Source organism: Salmonella sp. 32070601201500089SM (assembly GCF_017573605.1).
GTDB lineage: Bacteria > Pseudomonadota > Gammaproteobacteria > Enterobacterales > Enterobacteriaceae > Salmonella > Salmonella enterica.
The window spans coordinates 121,753-144,644 of record NZ_JAGETK010000008.1; the positions used below are offsets into that span (position 1 = coordinate 121,753).

Annotated in this window: 20 protein-coding genes and 1 pseudogene; 10 read left to right on the forward strand and 11 right to left on the reverse strand. The window is 51.0% G+C overall.

The features are described 5' to 3' along the window. Positions 1–8: 8 nt before the first annotated feature. On the forward strand, positions 9–1,559 hold the full coding sequence (locus J4728_RS14470) for a glycosyltransferase family 39 protein (protein ID WP_208211963.1): 1,551 nt from the start codon (positions 9–11) through the stop codon (positions 1,557–1,559). A 463-nt stretch (positions 1,560–2,022) separates the two neighbouring features. Further along, entirely contained in the window at positions 2,023–2,685 is a 663-nt protein-coding gene (locus tag J4728_RS14475) for a class I SAM-dependent methyltransferase (RefSeq protein ID WP_001520112.1), read from the forward strand. 270 nt (positions 2,686–2,955) lie between these two features. Here J4728_RS14475 and cybB read toward each other — a convergent pair whose 3' ends face one another. From cybB to hrpA, 3 genes are all read right to left on the reverse strand, one after another. Next, a complete protein-coding gene (gene cybB / locus J4728_RS14480; protein ID WP_000527273.1) occupies positions 2,956–3,486 on the reverse strand; it encodes a cytochrome b561 in 531 nt (176 codons plus the stop codon). A 116-nt stretch (positions 3,487–3,602) separates the two neighbouring features. Next, complete coding sequence (locus J4728_RS14485; protein WP_001098497.1) at positions 3,603–4,403, reverse strand: YdcF family protein; 801 nt, start codon at positions 4,401–4,403, stop codon at positions 3,603–3,605. A 63-nt stretch (positions 4,404–4,466) separates the two neighbouring features. Beyond that, positions 4,467–8,369 (reverse strand): ATP-dependent RNA helicase HrpA, encoded by a 3,903-nt coding sequence (gene hrpA, locus J4728_RS14490; protein ID WP_208211965.1) that lies wholly within the window; start codon positions 8,367–8,369, stop codon positions 4,467–4,469. A 200-nt stretch (positions 8,370–8,569) separates the two neighbouring features. Between hrpA and azoR the strand changes: the two genes are divergently transcribed. After that, positions 8,570–9,175, forward strand: a complete 606-nt coding sequence (gene azoR, locus J4728_RS14495; protein ID WP_000048924.1) for an FMN-dependent NADH-azoreductase — start codon at positions 8,570–8,572, stop codon at positions 9,173–9,175. On the opposite strand, the gene J4728_RS14500 is transcribed toward azoR, so the two are convergent. From J4728_RS14500 to J4728_RS14515, 4 genes are all read right to left on the reverse strand, one after another. Next, positions 9,172–9,621, reverse strand: coding sequence for a GFA family protein (locus J4728_RS14500; protein WP_208211967.1), 450 nt, complete (start codon positions 9,619–9,621; stop codon positions 9,172–9,174). The two genes, azoR and J4728_RS14500, sit on opposite strands and share 4 nt — an antisense overlap. Before the next feature lie 142 nt (positions 9,622–9,763). Next, positions 9,764–10,087, reverse strand: a complete 324-nt coding sequence (locus tag J4728_RS14505) for a YdbL family protein (RefSeq protein WP_000760345.1) — start codon at positions 10,085–10,087, stop codon at positions 9,764–9,766. A gap of 7 nt (positions 10,088–10,094) precedes the next feature. After that, the gene (locus J4728_RS14510) at positions 10,095–10,286 is read right to left on the reverse strand and encodes a YnbE family lipoprotein (RefSeq protein WP_000784063.1); all 192 of its coding nucleotides are present in this window, start codon (positions 10,284–10,286) and stop codon (positions 10,095–10,097) included. Next, a complete protein-coding gene (locus J4728_RS14515) occupies positions 10,286–12,922 on the reverse strand; it encodes a YdbH family protein (RefSeq protein WP_208211969.1) in 2,637 nt (878 codons plus the stop codon). Before J4728_RS14515 ends, J4728_RS14510 begins: the two co-directional genes overlap by 1 nt. A 239-nt stretch (positions 12,923–13,161) precedes the next feature. Here J4728_RS14515 and ldhA point away from each other — a divergent pair, with 239 nt between their 5' ends. Together ldhA and hslJ are read left to right on the forward strand one after the other, a co-directional pair. After that, positions 13,162–14,151 (forward strand): D-lactate dehydrogenase, encoded by a 990-nt coding sequence (ldhA, locus tag J4728_RS14520; RefSeq protein WP_000762209.1) that lies wholly within the window; start codon positions 13,162–13,164, stop codon positions 14,149–14,151. A gap of 110 nt (positions 14,152–14,261) precedes the next feature. Then, a complete protein-coding gene (hslJ, locus tag J4728_RS14525; protein WP_000750316.1) occupies positions 14,262–14,672 on the forward strand; it encodes a heat shock protein HslJ in 411 nt (136 codons plus the stop codon). A gap of 43 nt (positions 14,673–14,715) precedes the next feature. On the opposite strand, the gene J4728_RS14530 is transcribed toward hslJ, so the two are convergent. After that, a complete protein-coding gene (locus J4728_RS14530) occupies positions 14,716–14,982 on the reverse strand; it encodes a DUF333 domain-containing protein (protein ID WP_001200680.1) in 267 nt (88 codons plus the stop codon). On the opposite strand from J4728_RS14530, the gene J4728_RS14535 reads away from it, so the two are divergent. From J4728_RS14535 to uspF, 3 genes are all read left to right on the forward strand, one after another. After that, positions 14,898–15,197, forward strand: a complete 300-nt coding sequence (locus J4728_RS14535; protein ID WP_001137722.1) for a hypothetical protein — start codon at positions 14,898–14,900, stop codon at positions 15,195–15,197. The two genes, J4728_RS14530 and J4728_RS14535, sit on opposite strands and share 85 nt — an antisense overlap. Before the next feature lie 60 nt (positions 15,198–15,257). Beyond that, on the forward strand, positions 15,258–18,782 hold the full coding sequence (gene nifJ, locus J4728_RS14540; protein ID WP_208211971.1) for a pyruvate:ferredoxin (flavodoxin) oxidoreductase: 3,525 nt from the start codon (positions 15,258–15,260) through the stop codon (positions 18,780–18,782). Positions 18,783–19,263: 481 nt separating this feature from the next. Then, the gene (uspF, locus tag J4728_RS14545) at positions 19,264–19,698 is read left to right on the forward strand and encodes a universal stress protein UspF (protein WP_001082296.1); all 435 of its coding nucleotides are present in this window, start codon (positions 19,264–19,266) and stop codon (positions 19,696–19,698) included. A 52-nt stretch (positions 19,699–19,750) separates the two neighbouring features. Here the strand turns inward: uspF and J4728_RS14550 are convergent, their stop codons facing one another. After that, the gene (locus J4728_RS14550; protein WP_000159240.1) at positions 19,751–20,089 is read right to left on the reverse strand and encodes an SMR family transporter; all 339 of its coding nucleotides are present in this window, start codon (positions 20,087–20,089) and stop codon (positions 19,751–19,753) included. Next, complete coding sequence (locus J4728_RS24180) at positions 20,082–20,234, reverse strand: hypothetical protein (protein ID WP_000089155.1); 153 nt, start codon at positions 20,232–20,234, stop codon at positions 20,082–20,084. The genes J4728_RS14550 and J4728_RS24180 overlap by 8 nt, the downstream gene beginning before the upstream one ends. Between J4728_RS24180 and J4728_RS14555 the strand changes: the two are divergent. Together J4728_RS14555 and ttcA are read left to right on the forward strand one after the other, a co-directional pair. Continuing rightward, positions 20,190–20,339: pseudogene (locus J4728_RS14555) on the forward strand (tyrosine-type recombinase/integrase); the annotation flags it as partial. The gene J4728_RS24180 and the pseudogene J4728_RS14555 overlap by 45 nt on opposite strands. Before the next feature lie 105 nt (positions 20,340–20,444). After that, positions 20,445–21,380 carry a tRNA 2-thiocytidine(32) synthetase TtcA gene (gene ttcA, locus J4728_RS14560; protein ID WP_001156217.1) on the forward strand — a complete coding sequence of 312 codons (936 nt, stop codon included), beginning with the start codon at positions 20,445–20,447 and terminating at the stop codon, positions 21,378–21,380. 43 nt (positions 21,381–21,423) lie between these two features. Here ttcA and dbpA read toward each other — a convergent pair whose 3' ends face one another. After that, positions 21,424–22,797 (reverse strand): ATP-dependent RNA helicase DbpA, encoded by a 1,374-nt coding sequence (dbpA, locus tag J4728_RS14565; protein WP_000123700.1) that lies wholly within the window; start codon positions 22,795–22,797, stop codon positions 21,424–21,426. Between the last annotated feature and the right edge of the window lie 95 nt (positions 22,798–22,892).

Genomic DNA, 22,892 nt, shown 5'->3' on the forward strand with positions numbered 1-22,892 from the left:
AGGATATTATGGCGCTACCACAACTATCAATATGGCAGCCCGGCGATGGGTTAAGAAAAATAAAGTATAAATATCATGTTTGTCTCATTGTCATATTCTCCGTCCTTATACGGTTGCTGTTTTTAACTGACCGCTACCTTTGGTGTGACGAAGCGTCCAGCGTGCTGATTAGTCGACATAGCGTAGATAATCTGCTATTCCATACCGCTTTTGACGTGCATCCCCCGCTTTATTATCTGTTACTGCATGACTGGATCATATTATTGGGTGATAGCATTGCAGCGGTACGCTCTCTCAGTCTACTCTTTGGGATCCTGACAGTTGTGCTGGTTATCGCGCTTACGCGATGGCTGGCAAATGAACGTACAGCCTTATTGGCGGGATGGTTCGCCGCCCTGATGCCGATGGCAGTTCATTACAGTCAAGAAACGCGCATGTACGCGTTAATGGGAATGCTAACGCTCGCTGCCGCGTTAGCATTGATGATGTGGATAAAAACACCCACCCATAATCGCTATCTTATCGCGTATGCTTTACTTATGACGTTCAGCTTTTACACCCATTATTTCACCCTATTTACACTTATTGCCCACTGGATCGCAGTAACAATATTATCCTGCCAAAGCCATAAAACGGCCTGCTACCTTAAACTTCCTGGCTGGTGGTTTGCTAACCTGGCGATTGCTGTCGCTTATCTCCCCTGGTTGCCCGTATTGTTTAATTTACTGACTCATCTGGCGCAGTTGAGAGCCGGTAATGATATCGGTTGGATTCCCCCCGTAACATGGCGTGACCTGCCTGCGATGTATTGGCATTTTTTTACCGGAAACAACGGACAGGGTTTTCCGTCGTTCATTCTGTGGCTGGCTGTGGGAGGTTTTATCGGTACTGTGGGGCGAATATCTTTATGCAACGGAGAATATGAAAGATATCAGCTGATATTATTTTGTAATCTGGTCATCCCTGTAATGCTGGTCTTCATCATTTCCTGGTGGATGCCGTTATTTATCGATCGTTATTTCTTCTTCTCATCGCTGAGCATTCCTCCCCTGCTCGCGGTATTACTTACCCGCGCAAAAAAAGCGGTTTGTGGCTTCTGGTTTATCTTATTCACCTTATTATTCGGCTATGGTTCATATCATAATAACCCTGAGCACATAGACGAGTTTAAACCACTGGTAAACTATATTAATACCCGTCACCAGCCTAATGATGCCGTGGTAGTCAGTAAAATGTTCGATTATTTAAGTTATGTGTATTATAATAAGCGAGATTATCGTACGTTTCTTTATACACCGCCTAACGCTCATGGAACATCAGGCAGACCGAATGCCTATGGCTTTGGTTCACTGTTTTATGCGCAAGCCGATCAGACATATATTGATACTCTGACAACGCTTTCAAAAAGTTACCATCGTGTCTGGTTGGTAAGCGGCGGTAACTTTAGTCAGGATTATCCCTTGCCGTCAGAATGGCAAAATATCGCAAACTTCAGAAGTGGTAGATTTCAGGTACAGTTATTTGTAATATCGACTCAACAGGCGCGTCAAATGCAATGATTACCGTTTTTTATCCAGTGCAGTGATAAACAGTACTGCCACTGCCAGACCGCCTAAAAGTAAGGTCCAGCCAAACGCTTCAAAAACCTCAATCATATCGCCTCCAGGTAGGTGATATTAAATAAAGATGGCTATCTCAGCGTAACATTTAAAATATCAATTAATGTGCAATAATCGCTTTATGTGTTTGAATAAATATTGTTCTTCCTGCATTTAATTGCATTGTTATTATCAAAGGGCTTAATACGCGTACATCAACGATTATTAATTATCAGCTTATAATAATATGACTGTTCAATCCATTTATCAGCTATTATTATCCTCTATATTCTTTAAGATAACCGCTTAATTCATAATATCGCCTTTATTCGTCGCATTAAATTACTCACTCACCTGATTAATGCTTGCCTAACGATTGCTTCGTTGTTTTAATTCCAGCGCGAAATTATTTAGTGAGAGAACAATGAAGCATACACAACAATCAGGCGCAAAAGTCTATAACCCATTCACGCTTAGCTTATATGACTGGTGGGTACTCAATATCTCAAACAAATATGCCTGGAAGTGTCCTACTGATACGCGACTACTTCCTTTCTTCCTGCATCACATGGGCGAGACTCACCTGGATATTGGCGTAGGTACAGGTTATTACCTGAAACATGCACCTGCGACTCATGCCATTTCGCTGATGGATTTAAATCCGGATAGCCTGAAAATAGCCGCCAGCCGAGTGGGTAATACAAAAATCCGCGCCACACTACAACACGATGTTTTCGACACGTTCCCGGCGGACTGGCACGGGCGCTTCGATTCCGTTTCGATGTACTATCTTCTGCACTGCTTACCTGGTGAGATGACAACAAAAGCGAAGGCAATTAAAAATGCCGGTATGGCGCTTAAACCCGGCGGCACACTTTTTGGCGCCACGATTCTGGGCAAAGAGGTTCCTCACAATGCTTTTGGTAAGAAATTAATGGCTGTTTATAACAAGAAAGGAATATTCAGTAATACCAATGATTCAGCCGATACGTTACGCAGCGTGTTGGACGAACATTTCGCTAAGGTGACTTTGGAGCAACATGGCGCCGTTGCGCTATTTTCCGCCACTACGCCACGCTCATCGTAAGTACAGGCACTTCCGAGCGGTCGGCAGCGCGATCATGTGGGTTTAACCCGTTGATTAAACATTGGATTACGGAATAGTAATTGCTTATTTTATTTGTCATACAAATAAGTATAATACCCGCTTCCGATGTAGACCCGTCCTCCTTCGCCTGCGTCACGGGTCCTGGTTAGACGCAGGCGTTTTCTGTATGGAATACGCCATCCCCTCTGATAGATGCCTTGTTTGCCTTAAGCAGTTAACCCCGCCTGAAGCAAACGTCATACAGGACGGTCAGTCACGCTTACGCGGCATCATCCGTAACAGCGTATTGTCTTTCCAGAAATAGTGATGCATCAAAGCAGCGATGGCATGAAGTCCAATAACAAAATAGCCCAGATTCGCCAGCGTGACGTGCCAGGATTTCAGCATATCTACGCGTTCAAAGTTAGCTTCGGCGGCATGGGGCATAGTAATGCCAAATGCGACCCAGGGATTACCGCGGTTATACATCATGACCAGACCAATAACAGGCAGCGCGATAAATAACAGGTAAATCACCAGATGTCCTAAATGCGCCATTCCGGTCATCATCGGTTTTGGACGAGGAACAATGGGCGGCGTGGGATATTTCAGCCGAATAAACAAGCGTGCCACCATTAAAAGCAAAATAGTGATACCACATGAAACGTGCGTCATATTAAACCAGGGCCGATAACTACGCGGCGCAAAACCGCGTAGTTCCATCGCGGCGTAAGCCACAATAACCAGAAAAAAGACTAACCAGTGAATACCAATTTGCAGGCCGGAATACTTATTGCCCATAGCGCGTCCTGAATGAAAACCGTAAAGCGACAACATAACCAGCTTTTATAAATAATTCATCAAATTTATGAGATGGTGGTCGCACTTGCCCGTTCACCCTCGCAAACGGGCGATTTTTAGCGTAACGCTCTCTGTTCTAACGCACTGCGCAGCGTCGTATCTGCCTGCAATACCTGCCATGCGTTTTCAATATCGCGTGGGATATCAACGTGAATGATAAAATCTTTACCACGCGGTCCATACCCTGTTTCATCGTCACGCAAACGTGGCAGCTCACCGGCAATCAGAGACAGATAACGCTCCACCGTCCAGATGCCCTCTTCAACATTGGCAAAACGTGTACCGTCATTAAGGTGGCGCAGTACCGGAACAAAACCAGGAAAACTCAGCCAGCGCGGCGCATCGGTGTCGTCGTTTGTCACGCGCCGAAACGCCGCGATAGTGCGCCGCTGCATGGTGGGGTCTTGCACAACGATAGCCGTGTTAATGTTTTCTTTCGCCTGACGGATCAGTGCACAGGAGAAACGGGCATTTTCGCCGCAATTAGTTGACCGATCTTCCAGCCAAATTTTCTCAGCCGGAATATGCCAGAACTGGTTCGCGATATCCGCAAGGATCGCGGCTTCAGCGCGTCCGCTTGTGCGAATAGTGTGGTAGCGCGGATGCCGGGCAATCACGGCGTACAAAAACGGCGTCGAATGACCTATACCGCCGCTAATCAGTAAAGGAACGCCTTGCGCTTTGGCGATGCGACAGGCCGCGTCGATAGTGGGGATCACCGCATTGCCCGCCAGGACGACGCAATCCGACGAATAAGGTTGTTCGCCGGAAAAATCATTTTGCGCCAGCCACTGTCCGACGGTATTCACCGCCAGCAATGTTTCCGCAGAGAGCGCCGGAAATGGCGTTGTATTCATAATTCCTCCTTTTTGTTCCGAACTTGTACCGGATCGCTTTGAAAGACATCGTCGCCTGGCTTTTTAGGCCGTAATCTGATCCATGGCCTGTAAAATACGCTTATCGGAAATAGGATAAGGCGTACCGAGCTGTTGGGCGAAATAACTGACACGCAGTTCTTCAATCATCCAACGGATCTCTTTAACATCATCATCTTCGCGACGCGCTGGAGGCAATTTATTTATCCATTGTTGCCACGCCTGCTGGACGCTTTCGACTTTCAGCATTTGCGCCCGATCGCGGTGCGGATCGACAGCCAGTTTCTCCAGCCGCTTTTCAATTGCCTGCAGATAACGCAGCGTATCGCCGAGACGTTTAAAGCCGTTGCCAGTCACAAAACCACGGTATACCAGACCGCTCATCTGCGCCTTGATATCGGAAAGCCCCAACGCCATGCTCATATCCACCCGCCCTTTCAGACGCTTATTGATATTGAATACGGTCGTCAGGATCCGCTCAACCTGCTTCGCGATATCCACCACAGTATCATTCAGCTCGGCGCGTACCTTTTCGTGCAGCGCGGTGAAACCTGCTTCGTTCCACACCGGTCCGCCGTTGGCATCTATCAGCTTATCTACCCCGCAGGCGATACAGTCATCAATCAACTCCAGTACTTTGCCGTACGGGTTAAAGTACAGCCCCAGCTTGGCTTTATTCGGCAATTTCTCATGCAGATACTTAATCGGTGAAGGAATATTGAGCAACAACAGACGGCGTAAACCGCACCACATCGCCTGTTGTTGTTCCAGCGGATTATCAAACAATTTGATAGCGACGCTGTCACGCTCATCCACTAACGCCGGCCACGCCTTCACTTTATAATTACCGCGTTTCTGTTCGTAGCTTTCCGGCAGCTCGCCGAAACTCCAGATATGCAGCCCGCTCTGCTCGATGCCGTCATCCGCCACCGCCGAGAGCGTCTCCTGCACTTTGCCTTTCAGCGCATTTTTAAGCTCGGCGAGCGAACGCCCTTCCTGCAGTTTCTTGTTTTTGTCATTCACCACGCGAAACGTGATTTTCAGATGCTCGGGCACCTGATCCCAATGCCAGTCTTCCCGATCGACCGTGACGCCGGTCATCCGGCGCAGTTCACGCTCCAGAGCGTCCAGCAGCGGCAGCTCCAGCGGCGTTACGCGACCTAAAAACGCTTCAGCATAGTTTGGCGCCGGAACAAAGTTGCGACGTACCGGTTTTGGCAACGATTTAATCAGCGCAATAACTAATTCACGGCGCAGCCCCGGGATCTGCCATTCAAAACCGCTCTCGTCAACCTGGTTAAGTAGCGGCAACGGAATATGGACGGTCACGCCGTCAGCATCCGCGCCCAGTTCAAACTGATAGCTCAAACGCAGCTTGAGATTGCCCTGGTGCCAGAAATTCGGGTAATCCAGTTTGCTGATTTTTTCCGCGCCTTCTTTAATCAGCATACTTTTTTCAAAGTTGAGCAGATCCGGCGTCTCGCGGCTGATTTTTTTCCACCAACTATCAAAGTGGCGGGCGGAAATAACGTCATGGCTAATACGCTGGTCATAAAACTCAAACAGGGTATCGTCATCCACCAGGATATCGCGGCGGCGAGATTTGTGCTCAAGTTCCTCGACTTCCGCACGCAATTTTAGATTCTCACGGAAGAAGGCATGACGGGTTTGCCAGTCCCCCTCCACCAGCGCATGGCGGATGAACAACTCGCGACACAACGCCGGGTCAATCTGGCTGTAATTCACTTTGCGCGCGGCGACAATCGGCAGACCGTAGACAGTAACCTTTTCCGTCGCCATCACCGCGCCTTGCGCCCGCTCCCAGTGCGGTTCGCTATATGAACGTTTAATCAGGTGCTGGGCTACCGGTTCCACCCATTCTGGCTCAATGCGGGCAGCGATGCGCCCCCACAAACGGCTGGTCTCCACCAGTTCTGCGACCATTGTCCATTTCGGCGGTTTTTTGAATAAACCGGAACCGGGGAAAATAGAGAATCGGGCGTTACGCGCGCCGGTGTACTCTTGTTTATCGGCATCTTTCATCCCGATATGCGACAACAGCCCCGTTAACAACGCAACGTGAATTTCCCGGTACTCTGCGGGTTCGCTGTTTACCGGAATCCCCAGTTCTTTTACCACCTGACGCAGTTGGGTATAGATATCCTGCCACTCACGCACGCGTAAATAGTTCAGATAGTCGGTGCGACACAGACGGCGGAATTGATTCGACGACAGGGCCTTTTGTTGCTCGCCGAGGTAATTCCACAGGTTAACAAACGCCAGAAAATCGGACTCCTTATCATGGAAACGCCGGTGTTTCTCATCGGAAGCCTGCTGCTTGCCCACAGGGCGCTCGCGCGGATCCTGAATAGAGAGTGCGGAAGTAATGATCATCGTTTCGCGCACACAGCCATGCTTTTGCGCTTCCAGAACCATACGCGCCAGGCGCGGGTCGACCGGCAGCTGAGATAATTGTCGGCCCAGCGGCGTCAGCTTATATGCCGTTTGCTGTTCGTCGGCGGTAATCGCCCCCAGCTCTTCCAACAAACGCACGCCATCCTGAATATTGCGCTTATCCGGCGCTTCGACAAACGGGAAGGCGGCAATGTCACCCAGCCCCAGGGCGGTCATCTGCAAAATAACCGACGCCAGGTTGGTACGTAGAATTTCCGGGTCGGTAAATTCCGGACGTGACAAAAAGTCATCTTCCGAATACAGACGAATGCAAATCCCTTCCGATACGCGTCCGCAACGCCCTTTACGCTGGTTGGCGGAAGCCTGTGAGATCGGTTCAATCGGCAGGCGCTGCACTTTAGTGCGGTAGCTGTAGCGGCTGATGCGCGCAGTGCCAGGATCGATCACATATTTGATACCCGGCACCGTCAGCGAGGTTTCCGCCACGTTAGTCGCCAGCACGATACGGCGTCCGCTGTGCGACTGGAAAACGCGGTTCTGTTCGCTGTTCGACAAGCGTGCATACAGCGGCAACACTTCGGTATGCCGTAAGTTCAGCTTGTTCAGGGCGTCGGCGGTATCGCGGATTTCCCGCTCTCCGCTCATAAAAATCAGGATATCGCCGGGACTTTCACGCCCCAGTTCATCGACAGCGTCGAAAATTGCCTGTAACTGATCGCGTTCAGTGTCGTCAGCCTCTTCCACGATGGGGCGATAACGAACTTCTACGGGATACGTTCGGCCAGATACTTCGATAATCGGCGCGTTATTAAAGTGGCGCGAGAAGCGTTCCGGGTCGATGGTCGCAGAGGTAATAATCACTTTCAGATCGGGGCGACGCGGCAGAAGCTCTTTCAGATAGCCGAGCAAGAAGTCAATATTCAGGCTGCGTTCATGCGCTTCATCAATAATGATGGTGTCATACTGCATCAATAGCCTGTCCTGCTGGATTTCCGCCAGCAGGATACCGTCCGTCATCAGTTTGACCATGGTGTTGCTACTGACATGATCGCTGAAACGAACTTTATAGCCGATGCAGCCGCCTGGCTCCGTTTGCAACTCTTCGGCAATGCGGTTAGCAACGGTGCGCGCCGCCAGGCGACGCGGCTGAGTATGTCCAATAAGTCCTTTAATTCCGCGTCCCAGCTCCATACAAATTTTCGGCAACTGGGTGGTTTTACCGGAACCGGTTTCCCCTGCCACGATCACTACCTGATGATCGCGGACCGCTTCCAGAATGTCCTGTTTCTTCTGGCTAACAGGCAGATTTTGCGGATAAGTGATTGAGGGGCGCGCCGCTTCGCGGAGGGCGACTTGCGCCGCAGCCTGTTCAATTTCTTTCGCCATCGTCTGGAAAATGGCCTGTTGCGCATCAGGATTTTTTACTTTCTTTACGCCATGCAGGCGGCGCGCAAAGCGCTGTTTGTCGCGCAGCATCAGTGCATCCAGCCGCTGCTGTAACACCTGAAGCGTCAACGTAGATTGTTCAGTCATAAAGCTCTTGGGCAGCATTCTGCCTGTTTAAAATCGTTTTAAATGATAGGTATAGAGTACCACATTGGGGCTTTTTTTGCGTTGTTCAATAATTTCGAACAAAGGGTTCGATATATTGCGCTATCCCTGCGACATATTTGTGAATAAAGTGTCAACAAGCAACGGGGCACGCCCCTTCAAACACATAAAAGGAAACACCCATGAGCAAGGTATTAGTTCTTAAATCCAGTATTCTGGCAGGGTACTCTCAGTCTGGTCAGTTGACTGACTATTTTATTGAACAATGGCGCGAAAAACACGTCGCAGATGAAATTACTGTCCGCGATCTGGCGGCCAACCCTGTTCCGGTGCTGGATGGCGAGCTGGTGGGCGCGATGCGTCCGGGCGATGCGCCTTTAACGCCACGTCAACAGGACGCTCTGGCGCTGTCTGATGAACTCATTGCTGAACTGAAAGCCCACGACGTCATCGTTATTGCGGCACCGATGTACAATTTCAATATCCCGACGCAGCTGAAAAACTACTTTGATCTGATTGCCCGCGCCGGTATCACTTTCCGCTATACCGAAAAAGGCCCGGAAGGTCTGGTAACCGGCAAACGCGCGGTGGTTCTCTCCAGCCGCGGCGGTATCCATAAAGACACCCCGACGGATTTGATTGCGCCTTACCTGAAAGTGTTCCTTGGTTTTATCGGTATCACCGACGTGAATTTTGTCTTTGCCGAAGGCATCGCCTACGGGCCGGAAGTGGCGGCTAAAGCCCAGGCCGATGCAAAAGCCGCGATTGACAGCGTAGTGGCCGCTTAAATATTTTTGCCTCCCGTTTCGACGGGAGGTGACTTCTTAGGTTCGTAGCGCAAATTTCCTACCACGCCGCTACTGCCGCCATCGCTGGGATGCGTTACCCCATCATTGACTTCAACGCAGGCGAAATCAAAAGGCGACATATTTTCGATGCACGCCACATTGACCCCATATTGATCGGGATTGGATCGACGCTGATGAAAAGTATATATCCCGCATACCGAACAGAAAAAATGCACCGCCTTGCCCGTATTGAAGCGATATTCGGTAAGCTTATCCTGCCCTTTTAGCACTTTAATACCCGACAGCGGCGCAGACACTGCCACTGCTCCGCGCATCCTGCAAAAGGAACAGTTGCAGCGCCTGGCGGTATGAAAGCCATCGCTAAGTTGAACGGTAAACACGACGCTGCCACAATGGCAGGCAGCAGATAATTTTTCAGACATCATACCTGGTTACTCTCGCGAATAGTGATACCAGCCAACAGTATAGAAATAGCCTTCCGGTTCGCCTAATGTAAATACGACCTTCGTATTCAGAAATTACCCATATAAAAATGCATTTTGCGGTAAAAAAATTGTCGGGAAGCGGTTATTTACGCATCCATTTGCCATTAATTCCCTGGACATATTCTCCCGGCCTGGCGCGCTCAACCAGTTTTTGCCCTGCCATCTTCGCCACCTCGTCCACGGGAAGATGATTGCTATCCGCTAACTGCTGATAACTGGCGCGGCGGGCATGATTAATATCAAGCACCAGTTTCTGGGTTTCGGCATCATTCTTTAAGGCCACCAGATAGCCATTCAGCGTTTCCCCGACCCGGCCCTGCGTGCGCGCTTCGTCCAGGGTTAAGGCCCACACAGAAGGTGTGAGCAAGCTCAGCGTCAGCACCCATAGTATTAAATACTTTTTCATTATGGCCTCAGAATAGATCGCTGCGTGATTTCAGGAGTTCTTCAACGTCTTTATCGACTTTGATATGTATTTCATGCTCGATCTTTACATTCATGTTGATGGTAATCGGCTGTTCCGGCGCGGCGACTTCAATACGTGGCGTGCACCCCACCACGATAAATGACGCAAGCGCTGACAGCATGGCAATACTCATTTTCATTATTTATCCTCACAGTCCTTGTCTTTCCGGCAAGGAGGTTGCGGCAACGCTGTATTTTGTTCAAGCCATGCCTGTAAATTGTCGCCAAAACGCAAACTGCGCCACAGCGTAAACACATTTTCTTCATGGGTATAGTTCAAGTTAACGATCGCGGTTTTACCATCTACCCGGCTTTTGCCGGTAATAGCCGCCTGCATCGTTAGTACGCCCAGGTTATCAACGTTAATTTTCGTCCACGAATGCGTAATCTCCATATAACGTAGCCAGTTGATCGCCGAGCCTGCCGTGACATTATCCTTCACCACCGCATCCGCAGTATCTTTATCGATACGCAACGTCATTGGCCCAGGATTCGTAAGCCAGCCATCTTTGATTATCCATTTTTCATTGTTCAGCCACAGCGGCAGCGCGCCGCTGACCGGACCAGACATGGCGAATTGCTTTGGATTTATGGCGCTAATCAATTCGCTGGATGAAATATTTTGCACCCGCAAAAGCGCCGGGTCGTGCTGCGGCATTCGCAACTGTTTCATAATGATTTGACCGCCCAGCACGTCTACGCTGACATCGCTTAGCAGTAATGGATTCGACTCGCTCCAGGGATAACCGCCCTGTAAATCAGCGGTGATATTTTTCGCCGTGACCTGGTTAACTATCCCGGCGATACGCAGCGAGATGGGCCCGCGCGTCCCCAATTGCCACGCGCCGTTGTGGAAGCGAAATGGCAGAATGAAATCGACGCCGTTGATTTTGTTATCAGGCATCCAGGCGCTGCCGCCTTTTAACACGCCGTGTCCACCTGCTTCAAACCCCTGCCCCTGTGCGGCGGAAAAAGCCACCTGCGCATACAGTGAGCCTTCGCGCAGCGTCATTTTCCAGTCCGGTGGAAGCAACGGCTGGAAAACGATAAGCGACTGCTTCGGCCACCAGGCCTGTCCACGAAGGCGTTCGCCATCCCAGCGCCCATTCAGCCGTACCGGCCCTATCGCCCCCGCCCGAAGGTCGCCTTTAAACTGGAACAGGGTTGGCTCGCGCCCTTCAACGCTAAAATTAATGGTAGAAGGCGGCAGCATGCTCCCGCTGGTAAATATGGTTTTTCCCGCCTCCAGAGACAGCGCGCCCTGTAGCGACGGCATTGTGGCGTCGCGAACCCAGACAATAGGTTTATTCAGCGCCAGTCTTGGCGATGTGACGGTCATTGCGCCATAGTGCAACTGATCAAAACCGGTGGATAAACTGGTCAACCTGATGGTGTTATCATGCCATTCGCCCTGTCCGGCAATATCCCAGTGGGCGCGCATTGGCGTAAAGCTTCCTTGCCCCCAATAGCGCCACCGCCAGCGACCAGCATCAGGGAGAAAATCATTGGCCAGGCCATCAAGATGAAGAACGAAATCGCCCATCTCATTTTCGTGCGCCCGTAAAATAGCCTGTAATCGGCCATCAACGCCGCGCGGCGTCACCTTAACGCCCGCCAGCGGCCAACGAATTTCATCAATATCTAACGCATCAATCACCCGCCCGCGCGAGCGTAGCAATGCGCCAGGTGCAAAGGTGAGCTGCGGATCGGCCAGACTGCCGCGGAACATAGCGGGCAATACGGCATAAAAGATTAAATCCTTCTGTTTAGCCTCGCCGGTAAGCTGTAGAGGCATCTCACTGCTATCCATGCTGAGTTTTCCCGGGCCGATAGTCAGTACCGCGTTCGCTTTACCGGCATCGCCCTGGGTCAGAATATTCAGGCGTCCGCTGACTTGCGCATTATCCGGCCCGGCTTGCCAGTTATCGATATTAAAAGCCAGACGTCCGCTCAAGGGGAATCCCTGATATGGCCAGTTCCAGCGGCCATCGCTGATGGTAAGCCGCTGACGCGTTACCGCCCAGGGGAGATCGAGAATCGGGTCAGGATTACCTCGCGCCATCACGATGAGCTGTCCGGCGTTATCACGCCACTCCAGTTCCGCATCCACCAGCGACGGTTCCTGCGGCAGACGCAAGGTCGCTGCCGCATGACCGCTGACCGGCAGGCCATCCGGTACCAGCGGCAACACAAATTCCCCCGCCAGGCTAACGGGAGGCTGGTTGGCCAGCGCGGCGATCTCCAGTTGGCTCACCGTCAATGCCTGACCGCGTAGCTGCCCTTGAAATTTTACTTTTTCGCCCTGATAACGTATCTGCTGAATGACCGGCGTCATGGAGATCGCCAGCTTGCCCTGCCATTCCGGCCAGGGCGCGAGAATGACATTATCGATGTTAATCCAGGTATTGGGCAGCATTGACTGCCACTGCGCCAGCGTACGCGGCGCGGCGGGAGAAGCTTCCGTAGCGGGCAGTTTCGCCAGGCATGCGGCATCCAGTTTAAGGCTTTTAATATTCAGCAACCAACGGCTGGGATGCGTCAGTTCCGCCTGGGTAATATGCGCTAACGAACAATCATTGACCAGATAGCGAAGATCGGGAATCACTAACCCATGCCGTGTCAAGCGTGGACTTTGTTCCAGAGCGATACGGGTACCGACGGGTAGCCAAATTCCCGCCAGAGTGGGAACCCACAGCCCGAGGGTCATCAGTAGCGTCAGTGGGATAAGAATCAGCAGTAACAGTAGCGCAAGGGCGGCTTTATATTTACCCTTCATGGGCCATTAATTTCCTGATTTAACGAAAAATTCAGTCGGCTATCTCTTTATTTTGGCATGATTGCCCGTACATAGCCTAATAGTTCATGTTGCAGGGGCGCCCTCCGGCTATTTGAGGCGTTGTGGAGAATGATAACCTAAAATTATTCATTATATGTATGACTATCAATTATTTTTGATTTTTTGTAAGATAATTTTAAGCATATTTGTGTGATTCAAACATCACTGGAGAAGGTCATATGAAACTCGCCGTCTATAGTACCAAACAGTATGACAAGAAATATCTACAGCAAGTGAACGAAGCGTTCGGTTTTGAACTGGAGTTTTTTGATTTTCTGCTAACCGAGAAAACGGCGAAAACCGCCAATGGATGTGAAGCAGTTTGTATCTTCGTGAATGACGACGGGAGCCGACCGGTACTGGAAGAGCTGAAAAAACACGGCGTGAAATACATCGCGCTGCGTTGCGCCGGATTTAATAATGTCGACCTGGATGCCGCAAAAGAGCTCGGTTTGCAGGTGGTGCGCGTACCGGCTTATTCTCCGGAAGCCGTCGCTGAACATGCGATTGGCATGATGATGACATTGAACCGCCGTATTCACCGCGCTTATCAACGCACCCGCGACGCTAACTTTTCCCTTGAGGGACTGACCGGCTTTACCATGCACGGAAAAACCGCTGGCGTCATTGGTACCGGTAAAATCGGCGTCGCCGCGCTGCGTATCCTGAAAGGCTTTGGAATGCGTTTACTGGCGTTTGATCCCTATCCCAGCACCGCCGCGCTTGATCTCGGCGTCGAGTATGTGGATCTGCAAACGTTGTTTGCCGAATCGGATGTCATTTCCCTGCACTGCCCGCTCACGCGGGAAAACTACCATTTGCTGAACCATGCGGCATTCGACCAAATGAAAAATGGCGTTATGGTCATTAATACCAGTCGTGGCGCGCTGATTGATTCCCAGGCGGCTATCGAAGCTCTGAAGAATCAGAAAATCGGCTCGCTGGGGATGGATGTGTATGAAAACGAACGCGACCTGTTCTTTGAAGATAAGTCAAACGATGTTATCCAGGATGATGTTTTCCGCCGTCTGTCGGCCTGCCATAACGTACTGTTTACGGGGCACCAGGCATTCCTGACCGCAGAAGCGCTGATCAGCATCTCTGAAACCACGTTACAAAACTTAAGCCAGCTTGAGAAGGGCGAAGCCTGCCCGAACGCGCTGTTCTAATCCTGTCGCTCCCCTGCGCTCAGGGGAGCATTTTCGGATAACCCCTGAAGATCTATCCGGTCATATCATTACTATAGTCAGTGTTAACTATCAGATTACAGAGAATATCAATGAAGAAAAGCGTCACGCTGGTCGCCCTGAGCATCATAATGACAGGGTGTGTGAGCAGTGGAAAAGTGTCCGTCAAACGCGAGCAACTGGAGCACCACCGCTTTGTTCTGGAAAGCGTAAACGGTAAAACGGTCACCGGCCCGGAGCTCAGCTTTGGCGAGGACATGACGGTATCCGGCAAAATGTGCAATCAATTCACCGGCGAAGGAAAACTGTCGGACGGCGAATTAAAAGTGAAAAATTTAGCGATGACCCGAATGATGTGCGCCGATCCACAGCTTAACGCGCTGGACGGCACCCTCAGCGAGCTCTTCAGCAAGGGCGCACAGGTCGATTTAACCGCGAACCAATTAACGCTGGCGACGGCAGAAACAACGCTAATGTATAAACTGGCGGATTTAGCGCACTAAGCCATTAAGTGAAAAGTTATACCCGTCAGGCGAAACGCCGCGCTTAATAACTCCCGCAGCTTCCGGCGGCAAGCGACTGTTCGCTACAACGTTTGCCGTTGGGTAGCGCGCACATACCAATTACTGAACCATCAAGCTGCCGGGCCGCTGAAAGCGAACCGCCAATCATAGCGCAATTCGCTTCGCCGGCGCTGGACATCGCCGCTTTCATCCCTGGCGAAACATGTGCCGCGGTTGCCTGCTGAACAGGTTCGCTACTGCAAGCCGACAATAATAACGCGGCACATCCCACCCAAAACGCTGCGCGCATTTCTCTCCCCTCTGTTTATTCATCCAAACGACACCGCCCTAAATAATAGGCAGCAGAAACTAACGCGTCGAGAGGCAAAGCGCGCATTTATGCGCTTCATTAACATTTATTGGCAATTTTTTACGTCTTTTCGGCAAGAAATCGCCATTCTCCTCCCGCCAGGGACACAAAAGCGAAAATGGGGCTTGAAGGGCTTTGCTAAAATAAAAGGATAACTACAGGATGCGCTCACGATTATGCGTGTCCCTCTTTTTTGCGCAATGTAAGGGTGTCATATGCAAACAATTGACGGTAATGGCGCGGTAGCGTCGGTGGCGTTCCGTACCAGCGAGGTTATCGCCATTTACCCGATTACGCCCAGTTCAACAATGGCTGAACAAGCGGATGCCTGGGCCGGTAATGGGCTTAAAAATGTCTGGGGCGATACGCCGCGTGTGGTAGAGATGCAGTCGGAAGGCGGCGCGATCGCCGCCGTTCACGGTGCGTTACAAACCGGTTCGCTTTCTACGTCATTTACATCATCGCAGGGGCTGCTGCTGATGATTCCAACACTGTATAAACTGGCGGGGCAGCTCACGCCGTTTGTACTGCACGTTGCCGCGCGCACCGTCGCCACACACGCGCTTTCTATTTTTGGCGACCATTCCGATGTGATGGCGGTCCGCCAGACAGGCTGCGCGATGTTATGCGCCGCCAGCGTTCAGGAAGCGCAGGATTTTGCGCTGATCGCGCACAGGGCTACGCTGAAAAGCCGCGTTCCGTTTATTCATTTTTTTGATGGCTTCCGTACATCGCATGAAATCAACAAAATTATACCGCTAACGGATGAAACCATTCTGAACCTGATGCCGCAGGCGGAGATCGACGCTCACCGCGCCCGCGCGCTGAATCCGGAACATCCGGTGATTCGTGGAACTTCTGCGAATCCGGACACCTACTTCCAGTCTCGCGAAGCGACCAACCCGTGGTACAACGCCGTTTATGATCATGTTGAAGAGGCGATGAAGGCATTTGGCGATGCTACAGGCCGTCAGTACCAGCCATTTGAATATTATGGCCATCCCCAGGCTGAACGGGTCATTATTATGATGGGCTCCGCCCTCGGCACCTGCGAAGAGGTCGTGGACGAGCTACTGATACGCGGAGAAAAGGTTGGCGTTCTGAAAGTCCGTCTGTTCCGTCCCTTCTCCGCCAAACATTTGTTACAGGCATTACCGGAAACCGTTCGCGCTATCGCCGTGCTGGATCGCACCAAAGAGCCTGGCGCGCAGGCCGAGCCGCTTTATCTGGACGTGATGACCGCACTGGCGGAAGCCTTTAATAATGGCGAGCGCGAAACGTTGCCGCGCACCATTGGCGGCCGTTATGGGCTATCATCCAAAGAGTTCGGCCCGGCGTGCGTACTGGCGATCTTTAATGAACTCGGCCGCGCGAAACCCAAACCACGGTTTACGGTGGGCATTTATGATGACGTCACTAATCTCTCGCTGCCATTACCGGAAAATACCCTGCCCGGCAGCGCTAAACTGGAAGCGTTATTTTACGGTCTGGGAAGCGACGGTAGCGTATCCGCCACGAAAAATAATATTAAAATTATCGGTAATTCTACGCCGTGGTATGCGCAAGGTTATTTCGTTTATGACTCTAAAAAAGCTGGCGGGCTCACGGTATCGCACCTGCGCGTCAGCGAAAAACCCATTCGTTCCGCTTACTTAATTGCTCAGGCGGATTTTGTCGGCTGCCATCAATTACAGTTTATCGATAAATATCAGATGGCGGAGCGTCTGAAGCCCGGCGGTATCTTTCTGCTTAATACGCCGTACAGCGCCGACGAGGTCTGGTCGCGTCTGCCGCAAGAAGTTCAGGCGGTGTTGAAACAGAAAAAGGCGCGTTTTTACGTGGTTAACGCGGCGAAAATCGCCCGCGAATGTGGACTTGGCGCCCGCATCAATACCGTCATGCAAATGGCTTTCTTCCACCTGACGCATATTCTTCCGGGCGATAGCGCCCTGGTTGAGTTGCAGGGCGCGATTGCCAAAAGCTATAGCAGCAAAGGTCAGGATCTGGTTGAGCGTAACTGGCAGGCATTGGCTCTGGCGCAGGAATCGCTGGCGGAAGTACCGTTGCAGGCGGTTAATCCGCACAGCGCGCATCGCCCGCCGGTCGTCTCCGACGCCGCGCCGGATTTCGTGAAAACCGTTACCGCCGCCATGTTGGCGGGCCTCGGCGACGCACTGCCTGTTTCCGCCCTGCCGCCGGACGGAACATGGCCAATGGGCACCACCCGCTGGGAAAAACGCAATATCGCCGAAGAGATTCCTGTCTGGAAAGAGGAACTGTGTACACAATGTAATCACTGCGTCGCTGCCTGCCCTCACTCGGCAATTCGTGCGAAAGTCGTTTCCCCGCAGGCGATGGAGAACGCGCCAGCCAGTCTGCATTCGCTGGACGTGAAGTCCCGCGATATGCGCGGCCAGAAATATGTGCTGCAGGTCGCGCCGGAAGACTGTACTGGCTGTAATTTATGCGTAGAGGTCTGCCCGGCTAAAGATCGGCAAAATCCACAGATCAAGGCGATTAACATGATGTCGCGCCTTGAGCATGTGGAAGAAGAGAAAGTGAATTATGACTTTTTCCTCGACTTACCGGAAATCGATCGCAGCAAACTGGAACGAATTGATATCCGCACATCGCAGCTTATTACGCCGCTGTTTGAATATTCCGGCGCCTGTTCCGGCTGCGGTGAAACGCCGTATATTAAACTGCTGACTCAGTTATATGGCGACAGAATGTTAATCGCTAACGCCACGGGGTGTTCCTCTATTTACGGCGGTAACTTACCCTCAACGCCTTATACCACCGATGCCAACGGACGCGGCCCGGCATGGGCGAATTCGTTATTTGAAGATAACGCGGAATTTGGTCTCGGTTTCCGTCTGAGCGTGGATCAGCACCGGGCGCGCGTCATGCGTTTACTGGCGCAATTCGCCGATCGCATTCCGGCGGAATTAAACAATGCGCTGCATGCCGAAGCAACGCCTGACGTTCGGCGTGAGCAGGTCGCCGCATTACGCCAACATCTGAAATCGGTTGCGGGCGCAGAGGAACTGTTAAAGGATGCTGATGCGCTGGTAGAAAAATCAATCTGGCTGATTGGCGGCGATGGTTGGGCATACGACATCGGCTTTGGCGGTTTAGACCATGTGTTAAGCCTGACGGAGAATGTCAATATTCTGGTTCTGGATACGCAGTGTTATTCCAATACTGGCGGCCAGGCGTCGAAGGCGACGCCGCTTGGCGCCGTCACTAAGTTTGGCGAACATGGCAAGCGTAAAGCCCGTAAAGATCTTGGCGTCAGCATGATGATGTATGGTCATGTTTATGTCGCGCAAATTTCGCTGGGCGCGCAGTTAAACCAGACGGTGAAAGCCATCCAGGAGGCCGAAGCCTGGCCAGGACCGTCGCTGATCATTGCCTATAGCCCCTGTGAGGAACATGGTTACGATCTGGCGCTAAGCCATGACCAGATGCGCCAGTTAACGGCGACCGGTTTCTGGCCGTTATACCGCTTTGATCCCCGCCGCGCGGATGAAGGCAAGCCGCCGCTGGCTCTGGACTCTCGGCCACCGTCTGATGCCCTGGCGGAAACGTTGCTTAATGAACAGCGTTTCCGTCGCCTGAATGCGCAACAGCCTGAAGTAGCTGAACAATTATGGCGAGATGCCGCATTGGATTTGCAAAAACGCTATGACTTTCTTGCCTTGCTGGCAGGAAAAGCGGAAAAACCCGGCGCAGATTAAAAAATATTCTAAGGATTAACCTGGAAACAAAAAAAGCCCGAACATCCGTTCGGGCTTGTCAATTTATACGCTGGAAAGCAAAGGTTAACGCAATGGCCCAGCGACAAAATGAATATGTGACAATAAAGGCATATAACAGGCGTAGAATATCGTAACCGAATGATATTGTATAATTTTTATTTCGTATAATACCCCCAAAAGCATTCGTATAAATTATATCTATTTCACTGTGAATTATTTCATTAATTATTGAATTAAACGGTAACATCTCTTTTTAGGTCTTTCCTGACAAGGCAGAAATAACGTTTTAACGTCAACTCGCTGATTATTTACGTGGAATACGCGTAATATTACGCCGTCCTCCCCTGTTGGTAGTCCCCGCAGAGTATCGTGGAGCAGCACCTAAAATGTGACGTATGTCATTGTACATAAAGTGCCTTTAGGGAGTAGAATTTCAGTGGATACTTAAACAGGAGGTTTTATGAACAGAACGATTCTTGTACCCATCGATATTTCAGATTCAGAATTAACTCAACGCGTGATTTCGCATGTTGAAGCCGAAGCAAAGATTGACGACGCTAAAGTGCACTTTTTGACTGTAATCCCGTCTTTGCCCTATTACGCTTCCCTGGGACTGGCTTATTCAGCAGAGCTTCCCGCAATGGACGATTTGAAAGCCGAAGCCAAATCTCAACTGGAAGCGATTATCAAGAAATTCAACCTTCCTGCGGACCGCGTGCAGGCTCACGTTGCAGAAGGCTCTCCTAAAGATAAGATTCTGGAAATGGCAAAAAAATTACCGGCCGATATGGTGATTATCGCCTCGCATCGCCCGGATATTACTACCTATCTGTTGGGTTCCAACGCCGCAGCCGTTGTGCGTCATGCGGAATGCTCCGTACTGGTGGTGCGCTAAATACCCGAGCCCGCATAAGAGAGTGCGGGCTCAAATCAATCATCATCATCGCCTAGTGACTGACACTTTTTGAAAACAGATTGATTACGATTACGCCGCAGATAATAAGCAACATGCCAATAATAGCCGGCATATCCAGTTTTTGGCCAAGAAATAACCATCCTATCAATCCAATAAGAACAATCCCTACCCCAGACCAAATGGCATAAATGATACCAGCAGGGATGGTTCGCATTGGGATGGTAAGACACCAGAACGCAATACAATATCCGATGATAGTAACGAGGCTCGGTACCAGACGCGTAAAACTATCTGATAATTTTAATGAGATCGTGGCGATAACTTCTACCACGATGGCGATAAATAGAAAGATTACAGCTTCTTTAGTCATACATCTCTTCGTTCCAATATTTTTCGGGTCGTGATGATATCTTAAGTAATACGGATGACAGAATAAAGACGCTTTTGAACCATTGCGTATCTTGCCATAAAAACGTGCTGGCATTCGTCGCCGTAATCCGTACCATACGCGACATACTTTTGCCTGCTGGCTGTTGACGGCAGGAGCGAACCCGGCATTTATCGCCAGCCAAATGGGGCATGAAACTGCGCAGATGGTGTATGAAATTTACGGTATGTAGATTGATGACATGAACGACGAACAAGTAGCGATGTTGAATGCGCGGTTATCGTAGTTGCAAAGTTTGCCCCCAATTTGCCCCATTTAGTACCAGAGAACTGAAATAATGCAAGAAATTCAAAAGAATACAAAGAAAGAGCAATACAACCTCAACAAGTTGCAAAAGCGCCTGCGCCGTAACGTTGGCGAAGCGATCGCCGATTTTAATATGATTGAAGAAGGCGATCGCATTATGGTTTGCCTTTCTGGCGGCAAAGATAGCTATACGATGCTGGAAATTTTACGTAATTTGCAGCAAAGCGCCCCGATCAATTTTTCACTGGTCGCCGTCAACCTCGATCAAAAGCAGCCAGGTTTCCCGGAACATATCCTGCCAGCCTACCTTGAGCAGCTGGGCGTAGAATATAAAATCGTCGAAGAAAACACCTACGGCATTGTGAAAGAAAAGATTCCGGAAGGAAAAACCACCTGCTCGCTGTGCTCGCGTTTGCGTCGGGGTATCCTGTATCGTACGGCGACTGAACTGGGCGCGACCAAAATCGCCCTGGGCCACCATCGCGACGATATTCTGCAAACCCTGTTTCTGAATATGTTCTATGGCGGAAAAATGAAAGGGATGCCGCCGAAACTGATGAGCGATGACGGCAAACATATCGTGATCCGCCCGCTGGCTTACTGCCGCGAGAAAGATATTGTCCGTTTTGCTGAGGCCAAAGCCTTCCCTATCATTCCTTGTAATCTGTGCGGTTCGCAACCAAACCTGCAACGCCAGGTGATTGCCGACATGCTACGCGACTGGGATAAGCGCTATCCTGGACGGATCGAGACGATGTTTAGCGCCATGCAGAATGTCGTGCCGTCTCACCTTTGTGACACTAACCTGTTCGATTTCAAAGGAATCACTCACGGTTCCGAGGTCGTCGACGGCGGCGATTTAGCGTTCGATCGTGAAGAGATTCCCTTGCAGCCCGCTGGCTGGCAGCCGGAAGAAGATGACACCGCCTTAGAGGCGTTGCGGCTTGATGTTATCGAAGTGAAATAATCTGCAGGCGTCTCAGCACTCCGCTGAGACGCCATGCTATCGATCATTTTAATAGCCGTACCCGGCATGACTTGCCTTTGATCTTCCCGTTTTGCAACTGCTTCCAGGCTTTTTGCGCTACTGCTTGACGTACGGCGACGTAAACGTGCATAGGATGCACGTTAATTTTGCCAATATCCGCCCCGTCTAATCCAATATCGCCGGTCAGCGCGCCTAAAATATCTCCCGGACGCATTTTCGCTTTTTTGCCGCCGTCAATGCATAGGGTAGCCATCTCTGCGGCCAGAGGGAGTAACGGCTGCCGGGCGGGCGCATTCAGCCAGTTCAGCTTGAGTTGCAGCATTTCTGAAAGAATATTCGCCCGCTGCGCCTCTTCCGGCGCGCAGAAACTGATCGCCAGGCCGCTGCTTCCCGCGCGCGCCGTACGGCCAATACGATGGACATGCACCTCCGGGTCCCAGGCCAGCTCATAGTTAACCACCAGTTCGAGCGATTTAATGTCTAACCCTCGCGCGGCAACGTCGGTGGCAACCAGAATGCGCGCGCTGCCATTTGCAAAACGCACCAACGTCTGGTCGCGGTCGCGTTGTTCCAGATCGCCGTGGAGCGCCAACGCGCTTTGTCCTACCGCATTAAGCGCATCACAAACGGCCTGACAATCTTTTTTGGTATTGCAAAACACCACGCAGGACGCTGGCTGATGCTGGCTAAGCAACGTTTGTAGCAGCGAAATTTTTTCATGCGCAGATGTTTCGAAGAACTGTTGTTCGATAGCCGGTAGCGCATCTACCGTATCGATTTCAATACGTATTGGCTGCTGCTGTACACGACCGCTAATCGCCGCAATGGCCTCAGGCCAGGTTGCTGAAAACAACAACGTCTGGCGCGTCGCAGGCGCAAAGCGGATCACCTCATCAATAGCGTCACTGAATCCCATGTCCAGCATTCGGTCTGCTTCATCCATTACCAGAATGTGCAGCGCATCCAGCGATACGGTTTCTTTTTGTAAATGATCCAGCAGGCGCCCCGGCGTCGCGACAATGATATGCGGAGCGTGCTGAAGCGAGTCGCGCTGTACGCCAAAGGGCTGCCCGCCACACAAGGTCAGAATTTTGGTATTTGGCAGAAAACGGGCCAGGCGACGTAACTCCCCGGCTACCTGATCCGCCAGCTCCCGCGTCGGGCACAGCACTAATGCCTGTGTCTGGAACAGAGTGACATCAATTCGATGCAAGAGCCCAAGACCAAACGCCGCCGTTTTGCCGCTACCGGTCCTGGCCTGCACACGCACATCATTTCCCGCCAGAATGACGGGTAATGCTGCGGCCTGAACAGGCGTCATCTCAAGATAGCCCAGCTCAGTAAGGTTATTGAGCTGGGCGGCGGGCAAAACATTCAGGGTTGAAAAAGCGGTCACAATTTACTCTCGCGGTAACGACTCATAGTCAGCAGGCGCGTATCCTCGCAGATCCGGGCGTTTGATGCGACATTTTAATCGGTTCTTCGTCCGGC